We start from the raw sequence: 23,271 nt of genomic DNA, 5'->3' as shown, positions 1-23,271 counted from the left end.
CCTATGTCTCTACTGCCCTCTTGGCACTTAACCCCCACTCGGCAGGCCATTCTAGACTTTGTAGCCGATGTCACCAATCCCAGGCATCCCGATTTTGTCGATCGGGCCAGTCGCATTGCTGTGTTCGATGACGATGGCACCCTCTGGCCCGACTGCCCAATGTCATTGCAGTGCTACTTTTTGATCGATCAAATTCAAGCGCTGGCCCCTAAGACCCCGGCTGTCGCGAACCGACAGCCCTTTAGAGCCCTGCTAGAGCAAGATTATGTCAGCCTGCAAACGGTGAGCAAGCCAGATCTGCTAGCGCTATTTGACGAGATTCATGCCGGGCTGACGCCCGAAGAATGCGCAGCGTTAGCCCAAGACTGGTGGGGCAGCGCTATTCATCCTCATCTGGGTCGGCCTGTGGGGAGCTGTTACTTTCAACCCATGCAAGATTTGCTGGCCTACCTGACGGAGCACGGGTTTGTTCCCTATATTCTGACCTCTGGCAGTCTCGATTTTGCTCGGGTGGCAGCAGCAGTATGCTATGGACTGCCGCCTGAGCGGGTGATTGGCAACAGCCCCCGCACCCGTCTGAAGTTTTGTGCAGAGCGAGCTGATCTGGTCAATTTGGCGAGCCTGGGTAGTATTGCTCCGCCTGAGGAGGCAGTAAATGTCTTACACCGGCATCTGGGGCGGCGACCGGTGCTGGCGGCTGGGAATGGCCTCAGTGACTTGGCGGTGTTAAGGTACACCGCCAGCGGCCCAGGCCGTCGCTTGACGCTGCTGATCAATGCCAACCTGCCGTCCCCGATCGCCTCGGTAAACCCTGCCCCCGCTAGCTTAATGCGGCGATCGCCGCCGGGCGTGCTACCGGCAGATTTGCCCCGAGGTGGGCTGATGGTAGAGGCTGAGCGAGACTTTAGCCAACCGTTCCCGACGGTGGCGGTGCCTCTATCGGCTGTGGGGTAGCCAGCGATGCCTGCTGACTGCGTTCCCAGAAAAAGCCCAGGATGTTAGCTATTTGAGACAACATCAGCAGGCCCGACAGCGCTAGGCCTTGGCCCAGGGGGCGCTGGGGAAGAGGATAGGTGAGCAGCTGCCAGTAAAACCGCAGGGGCTCTACCTTGACCTGACCTGCCTGGCGGCGAGCTTTAACCTGGTGGAAACAGTAGGCTCCTCGACCGTAGTTAAAGTGCTGTCGCCAAAACCGCTTGAGAGACAGGTGATGGGTGTGGTAGACCTGCATGCCCGGAGCGTAGGCCATCGGCAAGAGATGCTGAAGCCAGCGATCGCAGAATTCGCGATCCTCCCCCGCAGCCAGGGAAAAGGCGGTGTCGAACCCGCCCAACCGCCGAAATTGCTCTGTGGCCATGGCAAAGTTGTTGGAGGCAAAAAAGCTGGGCTGGTGATGGGTGTTGTAGTAGTCGTAGAGGTAGTCGATTAAAACCTGGCTGGCGGTTGAAAAGAGATTGTCAGGAAGGGCATTGATGGTGTGGCCGCCGACGAGGGCCTGGGGCTGGGTTTGCAGCTGGGCCTCTAGGGCTTGCAGCCAGTCGGGTGCGGGCTGGCAGTCATCGTCAGTAAAGACCAGGTATTGGCCCTGAGCTTGGGCGGCCCCGGCATTGCGGGCGCGGGCGGGGCCGCCGTTGGTCTGACGCAGCAGGGTGAGATTAAGGGTGCTTCTAAAAGGGGCTATGGTAGAGGCCATAGATTGGGCGCTGCCGTCGTCTACTACCACCACCTCAACGCGATCGCGCGGGTAGTCGAGCTGAGTTAGGGCCGTTAGACAGCGGGTCAAATACTCAGCTCGGTTGTAGGTGGGAATCACAATCGAAAAGAAATAGGCTGACATAGATGACATCTCACAGGGATGGTGCGGTACAGGTGGCGTCGTCCTGATAGTGCGCTAACGATGTTCCTAATGAATCATTAGCTCTAGGCCCTGGGGTCTTTGACCGGGCTTTGAGCAAGATTGGAGCATGGCGTTGGCTTTGCGGCAGCCGCCCAAGGAGTCACTGACATCAACTATGCTTTAGCAACGACTTTCAAGAGCCGCTATCTGGAACTGCCTATGCAGGTCAAACTAGACCGTTTGAGATAAAGGGCGATCGGTAGAAGCTACTCCATTGCCCTGCTTTATCTTCGACCATTCTTGGTCGGTAAAGTTTTCGTGGTAAGAACGCTCAACGTTGATATTCCAAATGTCGTGGCTTTCGCCCACAATATTTTTAGCTGCTAGTAGCGCCGACAACATGGAATGATCTTGGTTGTTGTAACGATGCATGCCATTGCGGCCTACCGTTTGCAGGTTTTCAAACGTCTTGATGTAGTCCTCTAGCACCTTAAGATGCTGACGATATTCGCCGTCATACACCGGGTAGGCCTTAAACTGGCGAATAACGCAGCCATCCTCTACATCTTCTGCTTCAACCCCTAGGCTTAGACGGGCGATCTCTTGGGAGGCCAGTTTGATCAGCTGATCATTGGGCATTTCCCACAGATCGTCTCCTTCGCTGCAAAAATATTCCATTCCCAGGCAGGTTTTGCTCGGATCAGGCACCATTTCTGGGCTCCAGTTCTTGAAGTTTTGAATGCGTCCCACCTTAAATTCAGGGCTGTGAATGTAGAGCCAGTTATCAGGAAAAAGATCGGGCTTGTCGATCACCAAAGACACAATTAAGAAATCGCGATACTTTAACCCCCGTGCCGCCGCGAGTACCTCCTCCGGAGGCAATGGGTCAAGTCGGTGCACCAACAGGGCGATCGGCATTGAGTTGATAAAGTGATCGCCGACTAAATCAAAGGTTTGGTCTCCTGTTTTGGCTACTACTTTAGTAATACGTGTGCCTTCGCGCTCAACTCGTACCACTTCGGTGTTGAGATGTACCGGTGAACCATGCACATTCAGCAGGTCTTGGCAGCGCTCCCACATCATGCCTGGGCCGAGGCGAGGGTAGTCAAAGGTTTTGATCAGGCTTTTAGCATTTTGATTGCCAAAGACCGCATTGAGAACTGCTTGCTTAAGTGACATATTCTGAATGCGCTGAGCAGCCCAATCGGCTCGAATCTGGCTACAGGGAATGCCCCAAACCTTCTCAGTGTAGGTCTTGAAGAAAATGCGGTAGAGCCGTTCACCAAAGCAATCAATCACCCATTCTTCAAAAGTTTCAGGCTCAACGCCTTGAGCTAAGTACTTACGACTTTTGGCTTTTAAATAGCTGAATAGAATGAGAGCACTAGTAACTGGGCCTAGATTTTTTAGGGTTTTTAATAAAGATAATGGATAGTCGTAGAATTTGTTGTCATAATAAATTCTTGATAGCCGAGGTGTTTGGATGAAATCATCACCTAAAATTTCTTTCCAAACTACCTTTACTTCGTCTACTTTAGTAAAAAAGCGGTGGCCACCGATATCGAAGCGATAACCTTTATAGGTTTCAGTGCGAGAAATACCACCTACCTTATCGGCTTTTTCCAGCACGATTGACTTACGACCATGCTTCATTAATTCATAGCCTGCGGTCAATCCGGCTGGGCCACCACCGATGATAACTACGGGAGAAGAGTCCATCGATTTTCAAATCTCCGAAAAACAATTGTAGACTGCGAGACTTAGATATACTCTTAAATGCTAATACTCTCGACGCAGATCAAGCAACTTTGTTGCGGGTCTCAGGTGTAAGGAAGGGTTAGTCGATGAATACCAGGCCGTTAGCTGCTTAGGTTTTTAGCCAAGATAGCTTTCGGAAATGATACCTTACTGAGCCGTAGGCAAAGGCTGCACCACCGTAGATAAAGTAAAACCAATGCCACGGAATCACGCACAGGGTAAATAGCCCTCCCCGCTTGCGCCAGAAAAAGTGATAGACCCGACGATTGATGATTAAGAGGCTAAGGGCGCAGGCGATCGCCACTAGTCCCAGTCCAGGTAAAGCCCAGAGGGTTGCTAAACTCCCTACTAAAACAAAACTGAGCACCACGCTCAAGCGATTCGACCAATCTAGGTTGAGATCGTTCATGGGCTGGCGCTGGTTAAGAATCAGCTCAGTCCAGGGGAGGGCACGGTAGAAAATTTCGGCTCGCAACAGCGAGATGGGCCGCCAGCACTTAAGGTGTTTAACCTGAATATGCTTGCATAGACGAATGCTGTATCCCGCCTGCTTCAGCCGGTAGCCCAACTCAATGTCTTCGACGCAGGGTTTGAGGTAGCGTTCGTCGAACCCGCCTACGGCCTTAAAGGCCTCAGCGCGAACGGCCCCGCAGGCCCCCCAAAAGGTGGACGCAATTTCTGACGACACCTGGTGGGTGTAGTGGTGGAACAGATTTTTATACTGTGACAAAAAATTGTCGGCCCCTGGTTGGTCGTCGTAGGAACCAATGAGCGCGGCCAGGTTTTGGTCTTGTTGAAACGCCGTTGCGACGTTGAGAATGGTGTCGTGGCCAACCGTAACATCGGCATCGACAAAGAACAAAATGTCACCTTGGGCCATACTGGCACCCTGGTTGCGGGCGCGGGCTGGACCGCCTGCTGAGTCGTACCGAAACAGCTTGACTCCAAAGGCCTTGGCCAATTGCCACGAACCATCGGTATCGCCATCGGCGACCACAATAATCTCGTCGGGCTGTTGGCTAGACTGCTTCAAGCTGTTAAGGCAGCGACGAAAACTCTCGCCGCCGTTGTGCACGGGAATGACAACAGAAATTGTCAGCCTGGGGACTATATGGTCTATATCAACACTCATTGATCAGTGACTCCTAAAATCATGCCCAGACTTACCTAAAAATGCTGTTTTAGGCGATGATTAAATGCCACTAACATTGACATTATCCTCTAACTTAAATTAACTATCAAGCGCTTAAGCAGTGCTGTGTGTTTCTAATATCGGGTTTAAAATCTTGGCCAAGTGGTTCTTCCAGGGAGTTTTTTGATGGCTAACTCTCAAATGCGTGATTTCTGTGAACCTAACACGGTCATTTTGGCCTGATCATCGGAGATTTCTTATCTTTACCAATCCTTCATGATTATCTTCGCAGGCCTTTCTAGACCCTTGTCACTGACTGGAACGACCGCTCTTATCGATCTCTGTCGCTTGGTAGATGCGGACGAGGGTGTTGGTGCATGCAAGAACCTGTCTGTAATGCTATGAACGGTTTGGCCGGTTAAGGCTTGCGTTGTAGCGACTCCTGATTTAGTAGGTACACCATGGTTGGGTTCTATGCCCCCAAGGTCTGCCGGGGTTGTGTGGTACCAAAAACCTCGGTAGCCTACAGATGTCCTTAAGTTCTGCTCAAACTGAAGCGCCCAACCATGCCTACTGGAGCTCTTTATGCGATCGCCTACGCGGCCCTCTCTGCGATCGGCGGCCTAATCGGCTATGCCCAAGCCCGCAGCAAAGTTTCACTGATTAGCGGTTTGGTTAGCGCTGTGCTGCTGCTGGTGGGGGCTTGGCTGTGGCAAGTGGGTTCTCCCGGTGGTGCGGGTATGGCCATGGGGGTGACCGCAGCTCTAGTGGTGATTTTTGTGCGCCGCTGGGTGCAGACTCGCAAAGCTATGCCCGCAGCCATCATGATTGTGGCCGGGGTGCTGGCCTTTGTGGGCATGGGGGTGTCGCTTGTGGGAGGGCGTTAGGGGGGCGGGTTCTGGGCGATCGCAAACCGCCACTGTAGGGTGGGCACTGCCCACCATTAGGGAGAAAGTTGTCCAGAAGTCGCCTAGGGGGCGGGTTTCGTGCGATCGCAAACGGCAAGGCCAATAGATTTAGCAATTAAAGAGAGTCTGTAGAGTTACTCGGTGCTGGGGAACCTGAGGGGGGGGAAGACTGTCGGAGCAAATCTTTGGCCGAAATGCCTTCGGTTTGATCGCCAAAACGCCATAGCACGGCGGCAGCCTCGGCCTGGGTGACGCCTTTTTGGGGCTGCAAGAGGGTAGTGTAGCCAAAGGCGCGGCGAATGTTGGCGAAGTCACCGTTTTGGTGATCAGCTAACACGGCCCGCAGGGCCAATGGTTCGACCTGGGAAGTATCTTGAAACCCCCAGGCGGTGGTGACGGCTTCGGCATTGGCGGTCGGTAGGGGGGCACGGGTATCTAGGGGTACCTTCCACAGCACTAGGGTTTCACGGGTAAGCGGGGCGTCGGGCCGAAAGGTGACGGCGGTGGCGTTGCCGGACTTGGCACTGGGAATAATGCCGGCCTCGGCTAAGCCTTGAATAGCGGCAAAGTGAGGGTGCGAGGCGGGCACGTCTTGAAAGGCAGGGTCGGCGCTACCACGGGCGGCGCGAATACGCTTGGCGGGTACGTCTTGGTAAAACTGGTTGTTGGCGGTCAGCAACCAGTGGGCAAATTCTGCCCGGGTAATGGTTTCGTTGGGCTGAAACTCAAGGGCCGGGGCCGACTCGCTGGCGGGCTGCTCAAGCGATCGCTCAACTACGCCCAAAGCCAGCCAGTCTTGAACGTAGGGGCGTAGATCGTCGGGCACCTCGGCGAGGAGGGCCGTGGTGGTCGATCGCGGTGGTGGATTGGTGCTGGCGCTGCCGTCGCCACGGGGGGTGGAGTCTTCTGGTTCTGCCTCGGCCACAGGCTCGACGACTTCGGGTTCTTCGTCGCTAAAGACGGGCCGATCTTGCAGCTGAGGGTCGGCCTCTAAAGACTGTTGCAGCTGACTGCCAGCACAACCGGTGGCCAGCAGCAGCCCCAGCCCAGATACCATAAGAGCCATGAGACGAAGCGCAGCAGACAAGGGGGCAACCTCCTTAAACAGTGAAATCTATCAAGACCCTTTACCCGTATTCTAGGGCAGCCCCGGTCGCCCCTGTTGGCTATGCTGTGCCACCCTGCTATAGCTATAGAGCTTCCCTGGGACTATAGCTATGCCACCTCGACCATTAATCATTGACTGTGACCCTGGGGTGGACGATGCGATCGCCCTGCTGCTTGCCTTCGCTAGCCCCGACGAGTTTGATCTGCTGGGCATTACCACGGTGGCGGGCAATGTGCCCCTGGCGCTGACAACGGCTAACGCTCGCCGCATTGGTCACCTGGCTCAGCGCACCGATGTGCCAGTGTATGCAGGATGCCCCCGCCCATTGGTGCGATCGCTCACCACCGCCGAAGATATCCACGGCGCGACGGGTTTGCAGGGGGCCGATCTGCCCGAACCCACCCTGCCGCTGCCCGCTCAGCACGCCGTTGCCTACTTAATCGAACGTCTCACCACTACGAAAACTCCCATTACCCTGGCTACCCTCGGTCCGTTGACCAACCTGGCAGTGGCGCTAATTCAGTGCCCCGACATTGCCCAGGGCATTGACGAGGTGGTGATGATGGGCGGTGCTCTGGGCGGCGGTAACATTACCCCCGCCGCCGAATTTAATCTCTATGTCGATCCCCACGCGGCTAAGGTAGTGATCGATGCGGGCCTTCCTCTGACGATGGTGGGTCTAGATGTCACCCACCAGGTGGTGACGACCGCCGATCGCCTAGCGGCTCTCGAACAGCTGCGTACCCCCGTGGGTCAGGCCGCCGCTGGCATGCTGCGCTACTACGGCCAGATCGATATTGAACGTCATAATCTGGTCGCCCCGCCGCTCCACGACCCCTGCGTGATTGCCTACCTGCTGTGCCCCGAGCTGTTTTCTGGCCGACCCATGCACCTGGCGGTTGAAACCGAGGGGACGCTGTGTTTGGGCCGCACCGTGGCCAACCCCTGCCCCACGGCCGCCGCGCCCGCCAACGCCATCGTGCTTGAAACAGCCCACGCCGTCGGTATCTACTCGCTTTTGACAGAACGGCTGGGGAAACTATAGGCGAACACAAAACTCCGCCGTAGCGCTTGATAAAATAGCCCCATGAGCTACACCACCGAACAACTCCTAGATTTTCTCGATCAGGAACTTCGCGCTACTTGGCAGGGCAAGCGGGTGGTGCTGTCCTCCACCGATCGCATTGATAACCCAGTGCTGTCGAAGGCGATCGGGGCCGACAAGCTCAGTAAAGTATTTGCTATTCAAGATTTTCGTGCCCAGATCCACGCCTACCAGCACCAGCACGGTGTATCGGGCCTGGTATGGCACACCTGCCAGTTTCAGGGCCGCAGCCTTCGCGTGCCCGAGCTGCACCCTCAGCTGATTGCCATCCCCGCCGATAAAGCGGCCCTGGCCGCCGCCCGGCCCGCCATCCTCGACTTTTGGCGACAGTCTATCGATGGGCTACGCCTGTGGATGGCCGGAAACCAGCCTGAACCTACAACTCTAGAGGCGATAGAACAGCTCATCGCTGTCAGCGAATGGGCCGAGCTAGCCGCCACCCGCACCGAGCTTTACCTCAGCCTGTGTTGGGGTGACCCCAAAGACTGCCACTGCGACTGGGCCAAGCCCGAGTCGGGCTGCGATCGCATCATCGCCACCGCCGGAGAACCCAGCGGCATCAAGGTGTAGTTTAATGTTGAGCAGGGCTCAACATTAAACCACACCGCAGGAGCAGACCTATGGCGATCGCAGTCGGCGTCATCGAAACCCAAACCTTTCCAGCGGTACTGGCCGCCGCCGACGCTATGGTGAAGGCAGGCAACGTCACCATTTCTGTGCAAGATCGCTCCGAGAGCGGGCGGCAGTTTGTGGTGGTGCGTGGCTTAGTCGCTGAGGTTAAGCGCGCTATGGAAGCGGGCCTGGTCGCCGCCAATGCCTGCCCCAATCTGGCCGAAGTCACCACCCACGTGATCATCCCTAACCCCACCGACAACATCGACGCGATCTTGCCGATTGGCTTTACCTCGGCCTCAGAACCATTTCGGGTATAGGCCCTGCCGGGTATAAGCTCTGCTGTTACAACCCCCCCATAGTCTTTAATAAATCGACACGGCGCGATCGCTACCACCGCCCCGTACAATGAAGGTTGAATTTTTTACCCACAAAACTTTCTCAGGAGTACAACCATGCCACAGGCTGTCGGGTCGCTCGAAACCAGAGGGTTTCCCCCGGTGCTAGCCGCCGCCGATGCGATGGTTAAAGCCGGGCGCGTGACGCTCATCGGCTACATTCGTGCCGGTAGTGCCCGCTTCGCCATCAACATTCGTGGTGATGTCTCCGAAGTTAAGGCGGCCATGGCCGCTGGAGTAGAAGCCGCCGAAAAAACTCCCGGTGGCATTCTCGAAACCTGGGTGATTATTCCCCGTCCCCACGAAAACGTTGTGGCCGTGCTGCCCATCGAGTTTAACGAGGAGACCGAGATCTACCGCCTGGCGGTAGAACAACCTATTCTGCCCGGCTCCACCGGTCGCTAGAACAGGTCTTTAGCAAACCCTGGGGCGGGCGGTGTGATGAAGCGCCCTGGGGTTGACTGTGGGGGCTTAAGGAGAGTTAAGCCCCCGCAGACACTAGTTTTCCTTCGTTAACGCGTCTGGTTTGTGGGCGGCTTGGCTACCGGTCTTGTCGCTCTCTACGAGATATTGCGGATCATCGTCAGAGGCCGCTACCGTATGGCCTTTGATCTCGGTGCGCGAAGTCAGCTTTTTGACCACCTTGCCCACGGTTTTGCCTTGAGCTGTGTTCCAAGAGACCTGATCTCCTGGTTTGAAAGATTGTGCCATGGCGATCGCTTAGGTTTTGATAGATCGTTTGCTTGGTCTGTAGACAAGCTAGGTAATTTCGCTGTGCTCTACATCATTCGCTGGTCATATCTGGGTGTTGGGCGTTCTTTTTCGCCTACTCCGCTGACCAACCGCCACCCATTGACCAACTGCTAAACCTGCTTTCACCTCGTTCTTTTGACATTAGAAACGGCAGCACTTCTGCCTTAAGTATGAGATCAAAACCTGAGTTAGGTTAGGGATAGGCCGTGGGGTTGAGCGTTTAAGGTATTTGAGTGCCCACAATGCCAGTACTTCATCACAACCGGATGAGCACGTTGTCTAAATTTGCCTAAACCTATGGTCTGTTACTTTCCAGCCGTGTCTCCTGGTGACCCAAACTTTGCCTTGGTGATGGAAGAGGTTTTGGCGATGTTGGGGCAACAGCTGCGGTGCGATCGCGTCTTTCTCTACCTGCGCTCTCCCGAAACTCACCTGGGGCGAGTGCCGTTTTGCTGGAGAAAGCAACGATCGGTACCCCTCATCTACGACCCTGACTGGAAACCGGAAGCCCCTTCTCTGGCCACAGAGGATCCAATGTTTGCGGCGGCGCTTCAGGCCCAGCCCAGCATTTTTGTGGAAGATGTAGAGCGGGCTAGCCCAGAGGTTTTGAACCGTGAGTTTGAGCGCGAAACCTTTGGCCACAGGGCTTTAGTGCATGCCCATCTATGTTCGGCCCAAACCCTGTGGGGCGTTTTGCAAGCCTGCGTCTTTGGCGTTCCTCGGGTGTGGAGCCAGGGCGATCGCCAAGTGATCGACCAAGCCGTCGCCTGGCTCACACCCCTAGCCCTAGCTTATGTGCAAGCTCATCAACCCCCACTCAACGGGGCAATTCTCTAGCCAGGCATGATGGTGACCCATCATGCCTGGCTAGAGAATTGCCCTAGGACGGGGGGAGTCTGGCTGTTAGGCGGTGAGGGTGCCCCCTTAAGTCACAGGAACCGCCAACGGCAAAATTGCCTGCCGCTGCGCGGGTGTAATCGTTGCCAGCCCTCGGTTGACGGCGCTAACAACCGCCAGCAGCGAAGCGGTGACAATGCTGCTGTGGATGCCGACCCCATAGATAGTGCCCCCTAGCCAGTCGGCGGCAATTTCGACCATGGCGATCGCATCGGCATCGCTACCGTGGCCGATGGCCCGTTCCTCATAGCTATGTACCCGAATGCCCAGATCGAGCGCATCTACAAAGGCATCAATGGGACCGTTGCCCTGGCCCTGACGAGTCAGCACGGTGCCGCTCAATTCCACAGTTGTGGAAATAGCCGATGGGGATTCATCGTCGCGCCAGTGGTGAGTCACGTATTTAAACGGCGCATTGGCCCGCAGATACTCTTGCTCAAACAAGTTCCACAGCATGGGGGCAGTCATCTCTTTGCCCGTGGCATCCATGGCTCGCTGCACTACCTGGCTAAACTCAATCTGCAACCGGCGGGGCAAGCTGAGGTTGTAGTCGCGCTCCAGCAAGAAAGCAATCCCCCCCTTGCCCGACTGGCTGTTCACCCGCACCACCGACGCGTAGGAGCGGCCCAGATCTGCCGGATCCAATGGCAAGTAGGGCATATCCCACAGGTCGTCAGGGTTGCGGGCGGCAAACCCCTTGCGAATCGCGTCCTGGTGAGAGCCCGAAAAGGCGGTAAACACCAGATCGCCCACGTAGGGGTGGCGGGGGTGAATGGGCAACTGGGTGCAGTCTTCGACCACACGGGCCACCTCGTTAATCTGCGAGAAATCGAGGCCAGGGTGAATGCCCTGGGTGTAGAGGTTCAGCGCCAGGGTGACGATATCGACATTGCCGGTGCGCTCGCCGTTACCAAACAGGCAGCCCTCCACCCGGTTGGCCCCAGCCATCTGGCCCAGTTCGGCGGCGGCGATCGCACAGCCCCGGTCGTTGTGGTTATGCACGCTCAAATCGACGCTGTCGCGGTAGGCCAGGTGGCGATGCATCCATTCCACCTGGTCGGCAAATACGTTGGGGGTGGCACTTTCTACCGTGGCGGGCAGGTTGATGATCGCTTTGCGATCGGGGGTTGGCTGCCACACGTCAAGGACGGCATTGCAGATGTCGCGGGCAAACTCCAGCTCCGTCTGCGAAAACACCTCCGGCGAATACTGGAAGCGCCACTGGGTTTCGGGTCGCTCTGCCGCCAGATCGCGAATCAGCGTCGCGGCGCTTACGGCTAGGGCAATTGTCTCCTGGGGGTTGTGGCGAAACACTACCTGCCGAAACACCGGTGCTGTGGCGTTGTAGACGTGCACGATCGCCCGCTTCGCCCCCGCCAGTGACTCAAAGGTGCGGCGAATCAGGTCTTCCCGCGCCTGGGTCAGCACCTGAATTTCCACATCGTCGGGCACTCGGTTTTCGTCGATCAGGCGGCGCACAAAGTTAAAGTCGGTCTCCGATGCGGAGGGAAAGGCTACCTCAATTTCTTTGAAGCCGATCGCTACCAGCAGCTCAAACATCCGCAGCTTTTGCTCTACAGACATGGGTTCGATCAAGGCCTGGTTGCCGTCGCGCAGGTCGGTGCTGAGCCAGATCGGGGGCTGGGTAATGGTGCAATTGGGCCAGGTACGGCCGGCCAATGCGATCGGCGCAAAGGGGCGGTATTTTTCGGCGGGGTTGGTCAACATGGGGAGATCTCTCGAATATTAGATAGCAATACTTGGGTGATTTCTAAACATCACCTGGCGGGATGGTGGGCATTTCCCACCCTATAGGGCCTAAAAGTCACCAGCATTTTTCAGCTGCAAAGGCTGCTTTGCCAGAACTCCCATGCGGTAGTTAGGTCTAGGCAAAGCCTGGGACCTGGGGAGGGAAACTATTCAGGGCATTTCGCCTTTGTTTTAAAAATTAGTTGCGCCCAAGGCGCAGCAGCAGTCCCAGCCCTAGTAGCAGGCTGAAGAGAGGGGCGAGGGATAGCTGCAAAGACAACATCAAACGGTGACGGCGCAAAATTGCACAACAAGAGCATCGTAACTGCGCAGAAAATTGGCGTCAAGGGCGCGATCGCGATCGAGGCAGTCTCCAGCCAAGTTTGAACAGTGCGAGCTCAAGTCCTGTTTAGGGGAGAAACTGGGCTGAAATCACGCTTTTGATAGCATACTCACCCCCAATTGGTGACAATAGAAGCTGAGCATCTAGCTGCTTTAATTAGCTGATCGATCACGTTGGGGAAACGCAACCTCCCTGGCATTCTCTGACTGCTTGTATGCCCCCTGTGTCTACTGGTGCAGGGGGTTTTGTAGACTCTGCTGCCTACAGACACTGAGTTCATTGCCCTACCGCGCCCCTATATGACCGCTGAACCAAACTTCGTCCTTGATCTCACCCTGGCCTTGGGGTGTTCTGCTATTGGCGGCTATATTGCCCATCGCCTCAAGCAGCCCGCCCTGCTGGGCTACCTGCTCACCGGACTGGTGATTGGCCCCTTTGGCCTGGGCCTTCAGACCGACGTAGAGCAAATTCAGGGGCTGGCGGAGGTGGGCATTGCCTTTTTGCTGTTTGCTCTGGGGGTCGAATTTTCGCTCACGGAGCTACAACGGGTAAGGGCGATCGCCCTCAAGGGCAGCCTGCTACAAATTGGCCTCACCACGCTGCTGGTGTGTTCGGTGTCGCTGTTGTCAGGCACAGCCGATTCGGTGCTTCAGGGCATTTTCCTGGGGCTGGTGTTGTCGCTGTCATCCACAGCGGTGGTACTCAAAACCCTGACCGATCGCGGCGAAACCGCCACGGTCCACGGCCAGGTGATGCTGGGTCTGCTGATTGCCCAAGACATTGCCTTAGGCCTCATGCTGGCGGTGCTGCCGGTGCTTAACCAGCCCGATGCCCTAGGGCCAGCCCTGGCGATCGCAGCGCTCAAGTTTGGGCTGTTTCTGGCGGGGGCGATCGCCCTGGGCCGCTGGGTGGTGCCGCCGCTGATTCAGCACATTGCCGCCACCGAGAGCAGCGAGCTGTTTTTGCTCACGGTAGTCGCCCTCTGTTTGGGCATTGCCTGGGTGACCTCCATCCTGGGTCTCTCGATCGCTATGGGGGCCTTTGTTGCCGGGTTAATGATTTCTGAAATCGACTACGCCGATCAGGCCCTGGGCAAAATTTTACCCCTGCGCGACACCTTTGCCTGCCTGTTTTTTGCCTCCATCGGCATGCTGATCGACCCCCATCTAATTTTCAACAACCTGGGTAAAATTTTGGAGCTGGTGGCCCTGATCATGGTGGGCAAGGCGCTGATTATTTTGCCCATTGTGATGAGGTTTGGCTATTCGCTCAAAACGGCGGTCAAGGCCAGCTTTGGCCTCAACCAAATTGGCGAGTTTTCCTTTGTGCTGGCCTTAATGGGGCTAGAGCTGGGGCTAATTACCGAGCAGCGCTACTCGCTCTTGCTGGGCACGATCGCCATTTCGCTGATGCTCACCCCCCTGTGGATTAACCTGGCCCCCAAGGTGGCCGACTGGCTACACAATCTGCCGGTGCTCAAGGATTTTCTCAACCAGGCGGAAGAACCCAAACTGCTGTCGGTGCCCGGCGACATTCGCGACCACGTGATTGTGGCGGGCTATGGCCGGGTCGGCGAGGTGCTGGTGAATGTGCTGCTCAGCCGGGGCTATTCGGTGCTGGTGGTCGAAAACAGCGAAACCGCGATTCAGCGTCTGCGCAACCGCCACGCCCCCCTGGTGCAAATTCCCTTTGTCTACGGCGACGCCGATAGTGAACTGGTGCTGGAGAAAACCTATCTAGAAACCGCCAAAGCCCTGGCCATTACCCTGCCCGACCCTACAACCACCCGTTTGGTGCTGCAACGGGCGCTGCTTAGGGCACCAGAGCTGGATATCATCGCGCGATCGCACACCAACGAAGAAATCGACGTGCTTACTCAGCTAGGAGCCAGGGAAGTGGTGCAGCCCGAGTTTGAAGCCGCCCTAGAATTGGGATCGCACCTGCTCAATACCTTAGGAGAAAAGTCAATTGAAATTCAGTCAGTGCTGGACTGGATTCGCCAAGACCGCTACCGCAGCATTCGCCCGGTACCTCAGGTGGGCGAGGGGTCGTGGGTAAATACCAGCGGTGGACTGGTGATCGGTGATCAGGGGATCGCCGACAAGGCAAAGACGGTAGCTTAGGGCTTGTCTGTGACTAGATATTACAATTGCTGGCCGTGAGCGGGTCTCAATGCCAGGCAGCCCGCTGTCGCGCAGATGACTCTTGCTCAATCGGCATTGACCTGACCCCAGATACCCCTCACTTCACCTGAGTCACCCGCCAGCTCAGCTTGAGGTTGAGCCAAAAATTCCAGAAAGTAACAATGGCGATCGCCACCAGGTTAGCCAGGTAGGGCCAGCGCTGACCAAACACGAGGTCATAGATGACTCTCAGCATTAGCACATTGAGTACGAGACCCGCCAAGCAAATCGCATTGAACTTGAAAAACCGCTTTAGCCGAGCCGACCACCCCTTTTGCAGCATGCTGACATCGGCAAAGGTCCAGGCATCATTCCAAATAAAGTTGTTAATAATCGCTACCTCAGCCGCCATAATTTTGCTGCGGGTCAACGGCAGCCCCAGAGTGCTGTGCAGCAGGTAGAGAATCACCATATCCACCACCACGCCGCTCAGGCCCACCACCCCAAATCGCACAAACCGCTGCATGGGAAACCGCTGGTGCAGTTGTGACAGCTTGCCCCCCAGCCGCAGCCGCAGCAGGTGGTGAATGTAGTCGATGTACTGCCGCCAGGTGACCTTACTAGCCCCCTCCCGGCGCTCCTGAAACACGTAGCCCACCTCAGCGATCGCACCGATGTCGCCGCGCCCTAGCACCTCTAGCAAAATCTTGTAGCCCTTGGGGTTGAGCAGGGGGCCAGCGATCGCCTCTCGCCGCACCATAAAGTAACCACTCATAGGGTCGCTCACCCGGCCTACCACATTGGGCAGCAGCAGCAGCCCTACGGTTTGTGCCCCCCGCGACAGCACCCGCCGAGCCAGACTCCACTCGCTAACGCCGCCGCCCTCCACATGGCGACTGCCTACGGCCAAATCTGCTCCCTGTTGAATCGCCTCTAGCAACCCAAGCAGCACCTCTGGCGGATGCTGTAAGTCGGCATCAATGACGCCCAATATTTGCCCGCGAGCCCCCTGCCAGCCTCGAATCACCGCCGAAGACAGCCCGCGCTCCCCCTGGCGACGCATCACTCGCAGCTGGGGGTAGGTAGCCGTCAAGGCTAGCGCCTGCTGCCAAGTTAAATCGGGGCTGTCGTCATCGACTACGATCAGCTCGTAGTCATTGGGCAAAGCCGCATCGAGCAGCGCTGTTAAGCGCTGTACCAGCGGGCCAATATTTTGACCCTCGTTGTAGGTCGGTATGGCTAACGACAGCGTCACGGTCTTCAAATCAAACCGGGTCTCGGTCGTGCCTTTGTCTACTGCGTCTCTGTCTACAACGCCTCTCGGGATCGTGCCTAGCGCTGCCAGGGGCAGAATTTGCAATGGGCCGCTAGGGCAAGACTGAAGCTTCTGCAACGGGGATTGAGGAACCATGGCAACGGCACGATAGACCAAGTTTTCCGGAAGCCCGAGCCCTAGATCGCTGCATCAATCGAGCGCTAATGCCTGAACCTGGCCGAAATTTACGCAAGCCTTATCCTACAGCAGCCGATTCCCGCCGTAAACGATCGGGGTACCTAGGCAGAAACCGCACCAGAGGGGTTTCACAATTCTAAAATGCCGTGCTAACCAGCCGATCGGGCTAGATTGCCGCTGCTGCAACTCGCCTATGCTCAGTAAATCTCAGCCGACAACCTATGTCTGTCGGTAGAGCAACAGGGACAATTGGTTGCGTAATATACAGCTTAAGCTAGTTTTTGTCATCAAGAGACCATATTCCCCTCAATTTTCTGCAAAAACGCAGTTTTCTACGATAAGTCCCACTATCCCCAGCATTAGGAGTCCCTATGCAACGTCTGATCTCGTTGATTCAATCAGTCTCTAGCCGTCGTTTGCGATCGCTCGTATTGCTGGGTTTCGCCAGCATCACTAGCTGGCTGATGATGGCCCACCAGCCTGCCTACGCGGCCCAAGCCCAAAGCCCCTCTACCCCAGTCGATCAGGTGATGACTGAAGAACCCCGAGAGCAGGCCTACGAAGAAGCCCTAGATGTGATCGACGACCCCAACGGGGTGCAGAAAGCATACAAAGCCAATCTCAAGCAGTACCGTCAACAAAACCCCGAGGAAGGGGGGGTGGTGAACAACGCTAAAGATCTGGTCGAAAAAATTACCCCAGGCCGTAAATAGCCTCTAGCCCAAGTCTGGTTGTCTCCAGGCTGCCACGGTTATCCCACAAGACTTCCCCAGAGACCCCCAAAGGATCAAAGGGATACCCTCTTGTGGGATGGGCCTCTAGCCTGTCTTGACCCAATCGCCTACGCCCCTACCTAAGACTTTCACTTTAATAAATCCACCTTCCTAAATCGATATTTAAACCAATTGGCATCTGTGCTTAACTCCGGTGGCTCAGCCCTACCGCCTCGGCGATGGTGGTCAGCCGGTGCTCTTCCAACTGGGTCAACAAGCCTTCCAATATTCGGCGCGCCATCCATGGGCCTTCATAGATCCAACCGGTATAGACCTGGAGCAAGCTGGCCCCGGCAGCAATCTTTTCCCAGGCATCGGCAGCGGTAAAAATCCCCCCTACCCCCACAATCGGTAGTTTGCCTTCGGTGCGCTGGTAAATGTAATGAATGATGGCGGTAGAGCGCTGCCGCAGAGGAGCACCGCTAATTCCCCCCGCTTCTTCAGCAACGGCGTTGCCGGTTTGTAGCAGGGTTTTGGTTTGTAGCCCGGTACGAGCAATGGTGGTATTGGTGGCAATAATGCCCGCTAGACCGTGGGCTAGGGCCAGATCAATTACCGCATCAAGGTCAGGATAGGCGAGGTCAGGGGCAATTTTGACCAGAATGGGCTTGTGATCTCGGTTCTCTTCCTGCAGGGCGGCCAAAATGGGCGCGAGTTGGTCGGTGGCCTGTAGCGACCTTAGCCCTGGCGTATTGGGCGACGACACATTCACTACAAAGTAATCGCCGTAGGGGTAGAGCTGCTGAAAGCTAAACCGATAGTCTTCAGCGGCATCGGCTAGCTCCGTCACCTTAGACTTACCCAGGTTAATCCCGATGGGCACGGTGGGCCGGGCCGAGGCCCAGTAGGTGGCCAGTCGTTTTGCCAGGGCCGCTGCACCGTGGTTATTGAAGCCCATGCGGTTAAGCACTGCCTCATCCTTCACCAGCCGAAATAGGCGGGGTTGGGGATTGCCCGGCTGCGGGTGGCGAGTGACGGTGCCTAACTCGGCAAAGCCAAAGCCCATCAGAGGCCAGACTGGGGCCGCTTCACCATCTTTATCAAACCCTGCCGCTAGGCCCAAGGGGTTAGCAAACGGCAGTCCCCAGTAGGTCTGAGCCAGGCGGGGGTCGGCAAGGCAAAATTGCTGCCGTAGCCAGGGGTGGGCTTGGGCCGCCACCCCTGACTTTTGAGATTGACCCAGCCAGGTCAGCAGGTTAATCGCGCGGCGGTGGAGGAACTCAGGATCTAGGGTGACGCCGTGAAATAGCAGCGGGCGCACAATCTGACGGTAGGGATCTTTCACAGACTGTATTGGTGAATGCAAACGGCGGGCGGGGTAAACTGATATTCAGGCTACAGGCATAATTCTGGCTGTCTGTGGCTTTTTGCACCAAGGAGCACGCCAGGTGAGCACAACGGTTGGTGGTCTTGAGGTTAAGAGGGCTGTGCTGGTCTTGCAGTCTTCTTTCATTAAAGCAGCCCTCATGGGTTGCTTGTGATCACTGAGCAGATCTGGGTGGAGTCTACAGCAATCACGACCGCCATAGCCCGGTAAGTCAAGGTCTTGTCGAAGAACCTGGTCGGGTTTGAGTGGGCGGTTAGGTTAGCACCCTGGGTTAATTCTGGGGGTCGGGCATCGGGTCTGCTAAGACACCGGGCTAGACGTTTTGCCTGCTTATCCCTTTCCTGCAACCGAGGAGTTTGTTGACGTCAATGGCGCAATTGCGATCCAACGATTCCCCCTACGAGCATCACGACCAAAAGATCATGGCCCTGTCGCGCCTACTCAAGGCGCTGCGGAGTACGACTACGCCAGAAGAGGCGATGACTTTGGCCCTCGATCATGTGCACCAAGAGCTGGCCTTTGAGGTGGCTTGGATCGGGCGGTACGATCGCATCAACCAGCGCCTACTGACCAAAGGCTGCCATAGCCCCAGCCAAATGCGATCGATTCGCACCATGATCAACCTCACCTCTGGGGATGTGATGGAGCAGGTGGTGATTCAACAGCGCCCCCTGATTGTGGCCGACCTGCAAAATGAAATTCGGGCGGGGGAGTGGGGCACCATTGCCAAGCAGCTGGCGTTGCAGAGTGCGATTATTTTTCCCATCAAGCACCAGGATGTGTGTTTTGGGCTGCTGGTGCTGGCGTCTCCTGATTGGGGCAAGAGTGCCTCTCTGGGTGAGCGATCGTACTTAGCCATTGTGATGGGCGAGCTGGCTGAAGCCCTGCACCACTTTGAGGCCGACCAGCAGCGTCAGCAGACTAAGCGCTTAGATCAGCCCTTGCTAGGGCTCATTGGCAGCCTGGGCAACTTGCCCGATGTCGACAGTCAGCTTAAAGAGGTGTTGCGCGAAGTTCAGCGGTTTATTTCACCCCACCGCGCCCGCATCTTTTGGTTTGAGCCGAAAGGCAACTACTTCTGGCAACGCATGCCCGCCTTGGCCCTACGCCCCACCACCCAAGAGCCTGACCCCAACGCCCATATTGCTGTCGATGAAGTGCGGGGTCTCTACCAGGCCCTGTGTAACCAACAGCTAGTGGTCGTGGTCGAAAGCAAGGGGGCGCTCAAGACCATTGTCTCCGATCGCCTCATGCAGCACATTCATGCCCAGTCGCTTTTGGTTGCCCCCATTAGTCAGCAGGGCGACCTGATCGGCTTTGTCTCGGTAGAAGGTAACCTGCCCCGAATTTGGAAAGAGGTGGAGAAACAGTTCTTAATTGGCGCTGCCCAACTGCTCAGTTTGGCCTTACCCGCCGCCACTGCCCGCGAGAGCAGTCGCCAAATTGAGCTTGACCTGCACCTCACTACCGGGGTGATCCAGGGCATTCACGGCGATGCTGACTGGCAACACACGCTGCAAACCTGCTTTACGGTGCTGCAAGCTCGCCTCGCCATTCAGCAGTTTTTTGTTCTCCTGTTCAACCCCGATCGCAACGGCTATGACCTCTGCTTTCAAAGCCAAGCCAGCCGACCTCGGGGGGTGCCCATGCTGTGGCCCTGCCTCGACGATGTCGATTGGCAAATGCTAGAGCGCAGCCCCTCCGCCGTGAGCATTGATAGTTTGAGCACCAACCTCAAGCTGATGGCCTGGCGACCTTACCTACTCGAACTCGGTGCCCAGGCCGTACTGATTAGTAATGTGGCCCCAGGCCAGGCCCCCGAAGGTATCGTCATGATCTGCGATCGCATTAGCCGCCAGTGGACCTCGATCGAACAGTCCCTGTTTGAGGCCGTAGCCCGACAGATCGGGGTGATATTGCACCAGTGGCAGTTGCAGCGCCAACTCGATCAGCAGCAGCATGTCTATGAGTCAATTCAGTGGGGGCTGCAGTCGTTGCACAAAGGGCTGCACTCCGATCAGGTGGAGCAGGTCACTCTCCAGCACATCATGCAGCTCCTCCAAAGCTCCATGGTGCTGCTAATCAGCTGGCACCCCGGTAGCATGACCGCCGAGGTTACCCAAGTGGCCAGCCAAAATGCCAGCGTGCAGGTGAAAACCAATCACCCGATTTCCATAGGGGCCGATGCGGTGATTAACTGGGCGCTGCAAACCGATGGTATGCTGCCCCTTACCGTAGAGGAATTGCCTGCCGAGACCGCTGATTGGTTCACCGCTCCACCGGGTAGTCGGCTGCTCATCACTGCCCTGCGCACCGCCCCGGTTCACCTGGTGACTGGGGTCATAGTGGTGGTTTCACCCCCCCACTGGCAGTGGGCTAATCACCACCTGACCATCTTTAAATTACTCACCAGTCAGCTAGCTTGGTCGCGCCGTCATCTGTCGATGACCACTATGCTCACCCAGCAGCGCCAGGAGCTGGAAAATCTCAACTGGTATAAGCACCATCGGCTTGAAGATCTCTACCGGGTTCTCGGTAAGCTAGCTCAAGATCTAGACCACCTGCACGGTCGAGATAGCACTCTGAGCAGCGACCTTCAGCTGCTTCATGGTCAGATTGTCGCGGTTCTAGATACAGCTGAGGAGTTATTGGTAGGCGAGCGTTGGCAGCTCCATAATCAGTATCAAACCATGCCCCTAGTCAGCCTGCTTAATCGCTTAGTAGAGCGCATCAACCCCATTTTAGAGGCCCGTCAGTTATGGTCTAAGGTGCACAACGAGAGCAATGTAGTGCTGGGGGGCGACATGCTCAAGCTAGAGCTGATTCTCTATGAGGTTATGGCCGCTGCCTGCAATCGTTCTCCTCTGGGAGGGCGTATTGACCTCTGGTGCCGGGTGCTCAACCTCGACTGGGTCGAGCTTTCAATTACCGACGATGGCAATTGCCCGCCCCGCCTGATCGATGAGCTTCAGCAGGGCCATCCCCTGGATGTGCTGGCTCCATCGCTCCTCGATGGCTCACCGGGACTACACCTGGCCATTTGCAAAATGTTGATTGACCAGCTTGGCGGCGAAATGAGCTTCTCAACCCTAGACGATGGCCGTACCCATAGTCGTCTGCTCCTGCCCCTGGCGGCCTACCCCGACCTGACTAAGCCAAAACCTAAAACGCTGCTGGCTTCTTCCCCGGAAAACGGTAAGCCCAGCCTGACTTAAGTCGGGCTGGGCTATAGATTAAATCCATCATGTGAGGTAAGTGCAGAATTTTGGCGTAAACCCCGCACTCAAATCCTAGAAAACATTACTCTTGCGTCGTTGCTATGGGGCGCACCGCTACCTGGGCCGCAGGGCTTTGAAGCATTGGGGTTTGGGTAACGGCGTTATTGGCGATGGTAAATAATGGGTTTGACAAGATGCCCGCTAACGAGGTGGCCACCACTGCCAAAATCAGACTGACCTGCATGGGGCGTAGACCAGGCAAATCCCAACGGATAGCGGGGTAGCCTTTGACAGCGTCAGACATTTCTTGGGGTTCTTTGACCACCATCATCTTGATGACGCGAATGTAGTAGTAGATGGAAATCACACTGGTGACCAAACCCAACAGCACCAGTCCGTAAGCTCCAGCCTGCCAACCGGCCCAGAAGATGTAGATTTTGCCAAAGAACCCAGCCATGGGTGGAATGCCCCCCAGCGATAGCAGGCAAATGCTCAACCCTAGGGTGAGCAGCGGATCTTTTTGGTAGAGCCCGGCATATTCACTAATTTGGTCGGTACCTGTGCGCAGCGAGAACAAAATGACGCAGGTAAAGCCGCCCAAGTTCATAAATAGATAGACCAGCAGGTAGTAGAGCATGCTGGCATAGCCCGCATCGGTACCCACCACAAGGCCAATCATCAGAAAGCCTGCCTGGCCAATGGAGGAGTAGGCCAGCAGCCGCTTCATGCTGGTCTGGGCCAGGGCTACTACGTTGCCCAGCACCATGCTCAGAATGGCCAGGGCGGTAAAGACAAAGTGCCATTGCTCTGACACCAGCGGGAAAGCCGTGACCAGAAGCCGAATCGCCAGGGCAAAACCGGCGGTTTTAGACCCCACCGACAAAAAGGCCACCACTGGAGTCGGTGACCCCTCGTACACGTCAGGGGTCCACTGGTGAAAGGGCACAGCGGCAATCTTAAAGGCAATCCCGGCGATCACAAACACTAGGGCCACGACTAGGCCAATCGGGGCCTCGCTGCCGTCGCTGACGATATTGGCTGCGATCGCACTCAGCCGAGTTTCACCCCCCGATAACCCGTACAGCAGCGACGACCCGTAGAGAAAAATAGCTGAGCTAGCCGCGCCAATCAGCAGGTACTTGAGCGCCGCTTCGTTAGAGCGAGGATCTCGCTTCATGTAGCCGGTTAACAGGTACGACGAGATACTTAGGGTCTCTAGGGCAACGAAAATCATCACCAGCTCGCTAGCCCCTGAGAGAAACATGCCCCCCAGAGTAGCGGTGAACAAAATCACCAAAAATTCGGCTAGGGGGGTGCCTGACTGCTCGACGTAGCGGATTGACATCGGCACCGTTACTACCGCCGAGAGAGCAATAATGCCGCGAAACACAATACTTAAATCGTCGGCGTTAAAGGCTCCTAAAAACCCAATTGGGTTGGCCATTGACCACTGCAACACCAGCATCACCACAGCACCTAGACCCCCAGCTATGGCGGCGTAGGGTGTCCAGGCTGAGGAGGAGCGGCCCTGAATCAGGTCGCCTACCAAAATCACCAAAATCGTGGCCAACAGAACGGCCTCTGGCCAGATAGTGCCAGCGTTGAGCTGTGCCCCGAGGTTGACGAGATCCATTGGGTACCTTTTCCGCGAAATTCTATGTTTAACCGTACCAGTTCAATCGTGCGGTGACCAGGGGCCAAAGCTCAAGGGTGATCGCAACTGTAAATTATCTCTGCCTCACCATACTCGGTAATCGTGAGGTCATCAGCATCAATC

19 protein-coding genes are annotated in these 23,271 nt (G+C 56.2%); 10 read left to right on the top strand and 9 right to left on the bottom strand.

What is annotated here, in order from left to right; all coding sequences use genetic code 11:
- Window positions 1-3 precede the first annotated feature (3 nt).
- Window positions 4-954 (top strand): HAD family hydrolase, encoded by a 951-nt coding sequence (locus tag RRF56_RS15260; protein WP_317034027.1) that lies wholly within the window; start codon window positions 4-6, stop codon window positions 952-954.
- Here the strand turns inward: RRF56_RS15260 and RRF56_RS15255 are convergent.
- The 3 genes from RRF56_RS15255 to RRF56_RS15245 form a co-directional block, all read right to left on the bottom strand.
- Window positions 905-1,837 carry a glycosyltransferase family 2 protein gene (locus RRF56_RS15255; RefSeq protein WP_317034026.1) on the bottom strand — a complete coding sequence of 311 codons (933 nt, stop codon included), beginning with the start codon at window positions 1,835-1,837 and terminating at the stop codon, window positions 905-907. The genes RRF56_RS15260 and RRF56_RS15255 overlap by 50 nt on opposite strands.
- A gap of 231 nt (window positions 1,838-2,068) precedes the next feature.
- Complete coding sequence (locus tag RRF56_RS15250; protein WP_317034025.1) at window positions 2,069-3,556, bottom strand: NAD(P)/FAD-dependent oxidoreductase; 1,488 nt, start codon at window positions 3,554-3,556, stop codon at window positions 2,069-2,071.
- A gap of 148 nt (window positions 3,557-3,704) precedes the next feature.
- Window positions 3,705-4,727, bottom strand: coding sequence for a glycosyltransferase (locus RRF56_RS15245; protein ID WP_317034024.1), 1,023 nt, complete (start codon window positions 4,725-4,727; stop codon window positions 3,705-3,707).
- A gap of 566 nt (window positions 4,728-5,293) precedes the next feature.
- On the opposite strand from RRF56_RS15245, the gene RRF56_RS15240 reads away from it, so the two are divergent.
- Window positions 5,294-5,614: a TMEM14 family protein gene (locus RRF56_RS15240; protein WP_317034023.1), complete on the top strand. Its 321-nt coding sequence runs from the start codon at window positions 5,294-5,296 to the stop codon at window positions 5,612-5,614.
- A 136-nt stretch (window positions 5,615-5,750) separates the two neighbouring features.
- Here the strand turns inward: RRF56_RS15240 and RRF56_RS15235 are convergent, their stop codons facing one another.
- Window positions 5,751-6,722 carry an S-layer homology domain-containing protein gene (locus RRF56_RS15235; protein WP_317034022.1) on the bottom strand — a complete coding sequence of 324 codons (972 nt, stop codon included), beginning with the start codon at window positions 6,720-6,722 and terminating at the stop codon, window positions 5,751-5,753.
- 130 nt (window positions 6,723-6,852) lie between these two features.
- On the opposite strand from RRF56_RS15235, the gene RRF56_RS15230 reads away from it, so the two are divergent.
- From RRF56_RS15230 to RRF56_RS15215, 4 genes are all read left to right on the top strand, one after another.
- The gene (locus RRF56_RS15230; protein WP_317034021.1) at window positions 6,853-7,788 is read left to right on the top strand and encodes a nucleoside hydrolase; all 936 of its coding nucleotides are present in this window, start codon (window positions 6,853-6,855) and stop codon (window positions 7,786-7,788) included.
- 42 nt (window positions 7,789-7,830) lie between these two features.
- Window positions 7,831-8,418 carry a hypothetical protein gene (locus RRF56_RS15225; protein ID WP_317034020.1) on the top strand — a complete coding sequence of 196 codons (588 nt, stop codon included), beginning with the start codon at window positions 7,831-7,833 and terminating at the stop codon, window positions 8,416-8,418.
- A 50-nt stretch (window positions 8,419-8,468) separates the two neighbouring features.
- Window positions 8,469-8,780, top strand: coding sequence for a BMC domain-containing protein (locus RRF56_RS15220; RefSeq protein WP_317034019.1), 312 nt, complete (start codon window positions 8,469-8,471; stop codon window positions 8,778-8,780).
- A gap of 135 nt (window positions 8,781-8,915) precedes the next feature.
- Entirely contained in the window at window positions 8,916-9,263 is a 348-nt protein-coding gene (locus RRF56_RS15215) for a carbon dioxide-concentrating mechanism protein CcmK (protein WP_317034018.1), read from the top strand.
- A gap of 93 nt (window positions 9,264-9,356) precedes the next feature.
- Here the strand turns inward: RRF56_RS15215 and RRF56_RS15210 are convergent, their stop codons facing one another.
- Entirely contained in the window at window positions 9,357-9,569 is a 213-nt protein-coding gene (locus RRF56_RS15210; RefSeq protein ID WP_317034017.1) for a DUF2945 domain-containing protein, read from the bottom strand.
- Between the two features lie 339 nt (window positions 9,570-9,908).
- On the opposite strand from RRF56_RS15210, the gene RRF56_RS15205 reads away from it, so the two are divergent.
- Window positions 9,909-10,448, top strand: a complete 540-nt coding sequence (locus RRF56_RS15205) for a GAF domain-containing protein (RefSeq protein WP_317034016.1) — start codon at window positions 9,909-9,911, stop codon at window positions 10,446-10,448.
- A gap of 87 nt (window positions 10,449-10,535) precedes the next feature.
- On the opposite strand, the gene leuA is transcribed toward RRF56_RS15205, so the two are convergent.
- Window positions 10,536-12,236 (bottom strand): 2-isopropylmalate synthase, encoded by a 1,701-nt coding sequence (leuA, locus tag RRF56_RS15200; protein WP_317034015.1) that lies wholly within the window; start codon window positions 12,234-12,236, stop codon window positions 10,536-10,538.
- Between the two features lie 663 nt (window positions 12,237-12,899).
- On the opposite strand from leuA, the gene RRF56_RS15195 reads away from it, so the two are divergent.
- Complete coding sequence (locus tag RRF56_RS15195; protein ID WP_317034014.1) at window positions 12,900-14,723, top strand: cation:proton antiporter; 1,824 nt, start codon at window positions 12,900-12,902, stop codon at window positions 14,721-14,723.
- A 118-nt stretch (window positions 14,724-14,841) separates the two neighbouring features.
- Here RRF56_RS15195 and RRF56_RS15190 read toward each other — a convergent pair whose 3' ends face one another.
- Entirely contained in the window at window positions 14,842-16,134 is a 1,293-nt protein-coding gene (locus RRF56_RS15190; RefSeq protein WP_317034013.1) for a glycosyltransferase, read from the bottom strand.
- Window positions 16,135-16,547: 413 nt separating this feature from the next.
- Here RRF56_RS15190 and RRF56_RS15185 point away from each other — a divergent pair, with 413 nt between their 5' ends.
- On the top strand, window positions 16,548-16,889 hold the full coding sequence (locus tag RRF56_RS15185) for a hypothetical protein (protein WP_317034012.1): 342 nt from the start codon (window positions 16,548-16,550) through the stop codon (window positions 16,887-16,889).
- 205 nt (window positions 16,890-17,094) lie between these two features.
- Here RRF56_RS15185 and RRF56_RS15180 read toward each other — a convergent pair whose 3' ends face one another.
- Complete coding sequence (locus tag RRF56_RS15180; RefSeq protein WP_317034011.1) at window positions 17,095-18,234, bottom strand: quinone-dependent dihydroorotate dehydrogenase; 1,140 nt, start codon at window positions 18,232-18,234, stop codon at window positions 17,095-17,097.
- Window positions 18,235-18,644: 410 nt separating this feature from the next.
- On the opposite strand from RRF56_RS15180, the gene RRF56_RS15175 reads away from it, so the two are divergent.
- Window positions 18,645-21,491 carry a GAF domain-containing protein gene (locus RRF56_RS15175; protein WP_317034010.1) on the top strand — a complete coding sequence of 949 codons (2,847 nt, stop codon included), beginning with the start codon at window positions 18,645-18,647 and terminating at the stop codon, window positions 21,489-21,491.
- Window positions 21,492-21,576: 85 nt separating this feature from the next.
- Here RRF56_RS15175 and RRF56_RS15170 read toward each other — a convergent pair whose 3' ends face one another.
- A complete protein-coding gene (locus tag RRF56_RS15170) occupies window positions 21,577-23,127 on the bottom strand; it encodes an NAD(P)H-quinone oxidoreductase subunit N (protein ID WP_317034009.1) in 1,551 nt (516 codons plus the stop codon).
- Window positions 23,128-23,271: the final 144 nt, after the last annotated feature.

This window comes from Nodosilinea sp. E11 (assembly GCF_032813545.1).
In the GTDB taxonomy this organism is placed as follows: Bacteria; Cyanobacteriota; Cyanobacteriia; order Phormidesmidales; family Phormidesmidaceae; genus Nodosilinea.
This window is presented reverse-complemented; position numbering and strand designations above follow the sequence as displayed.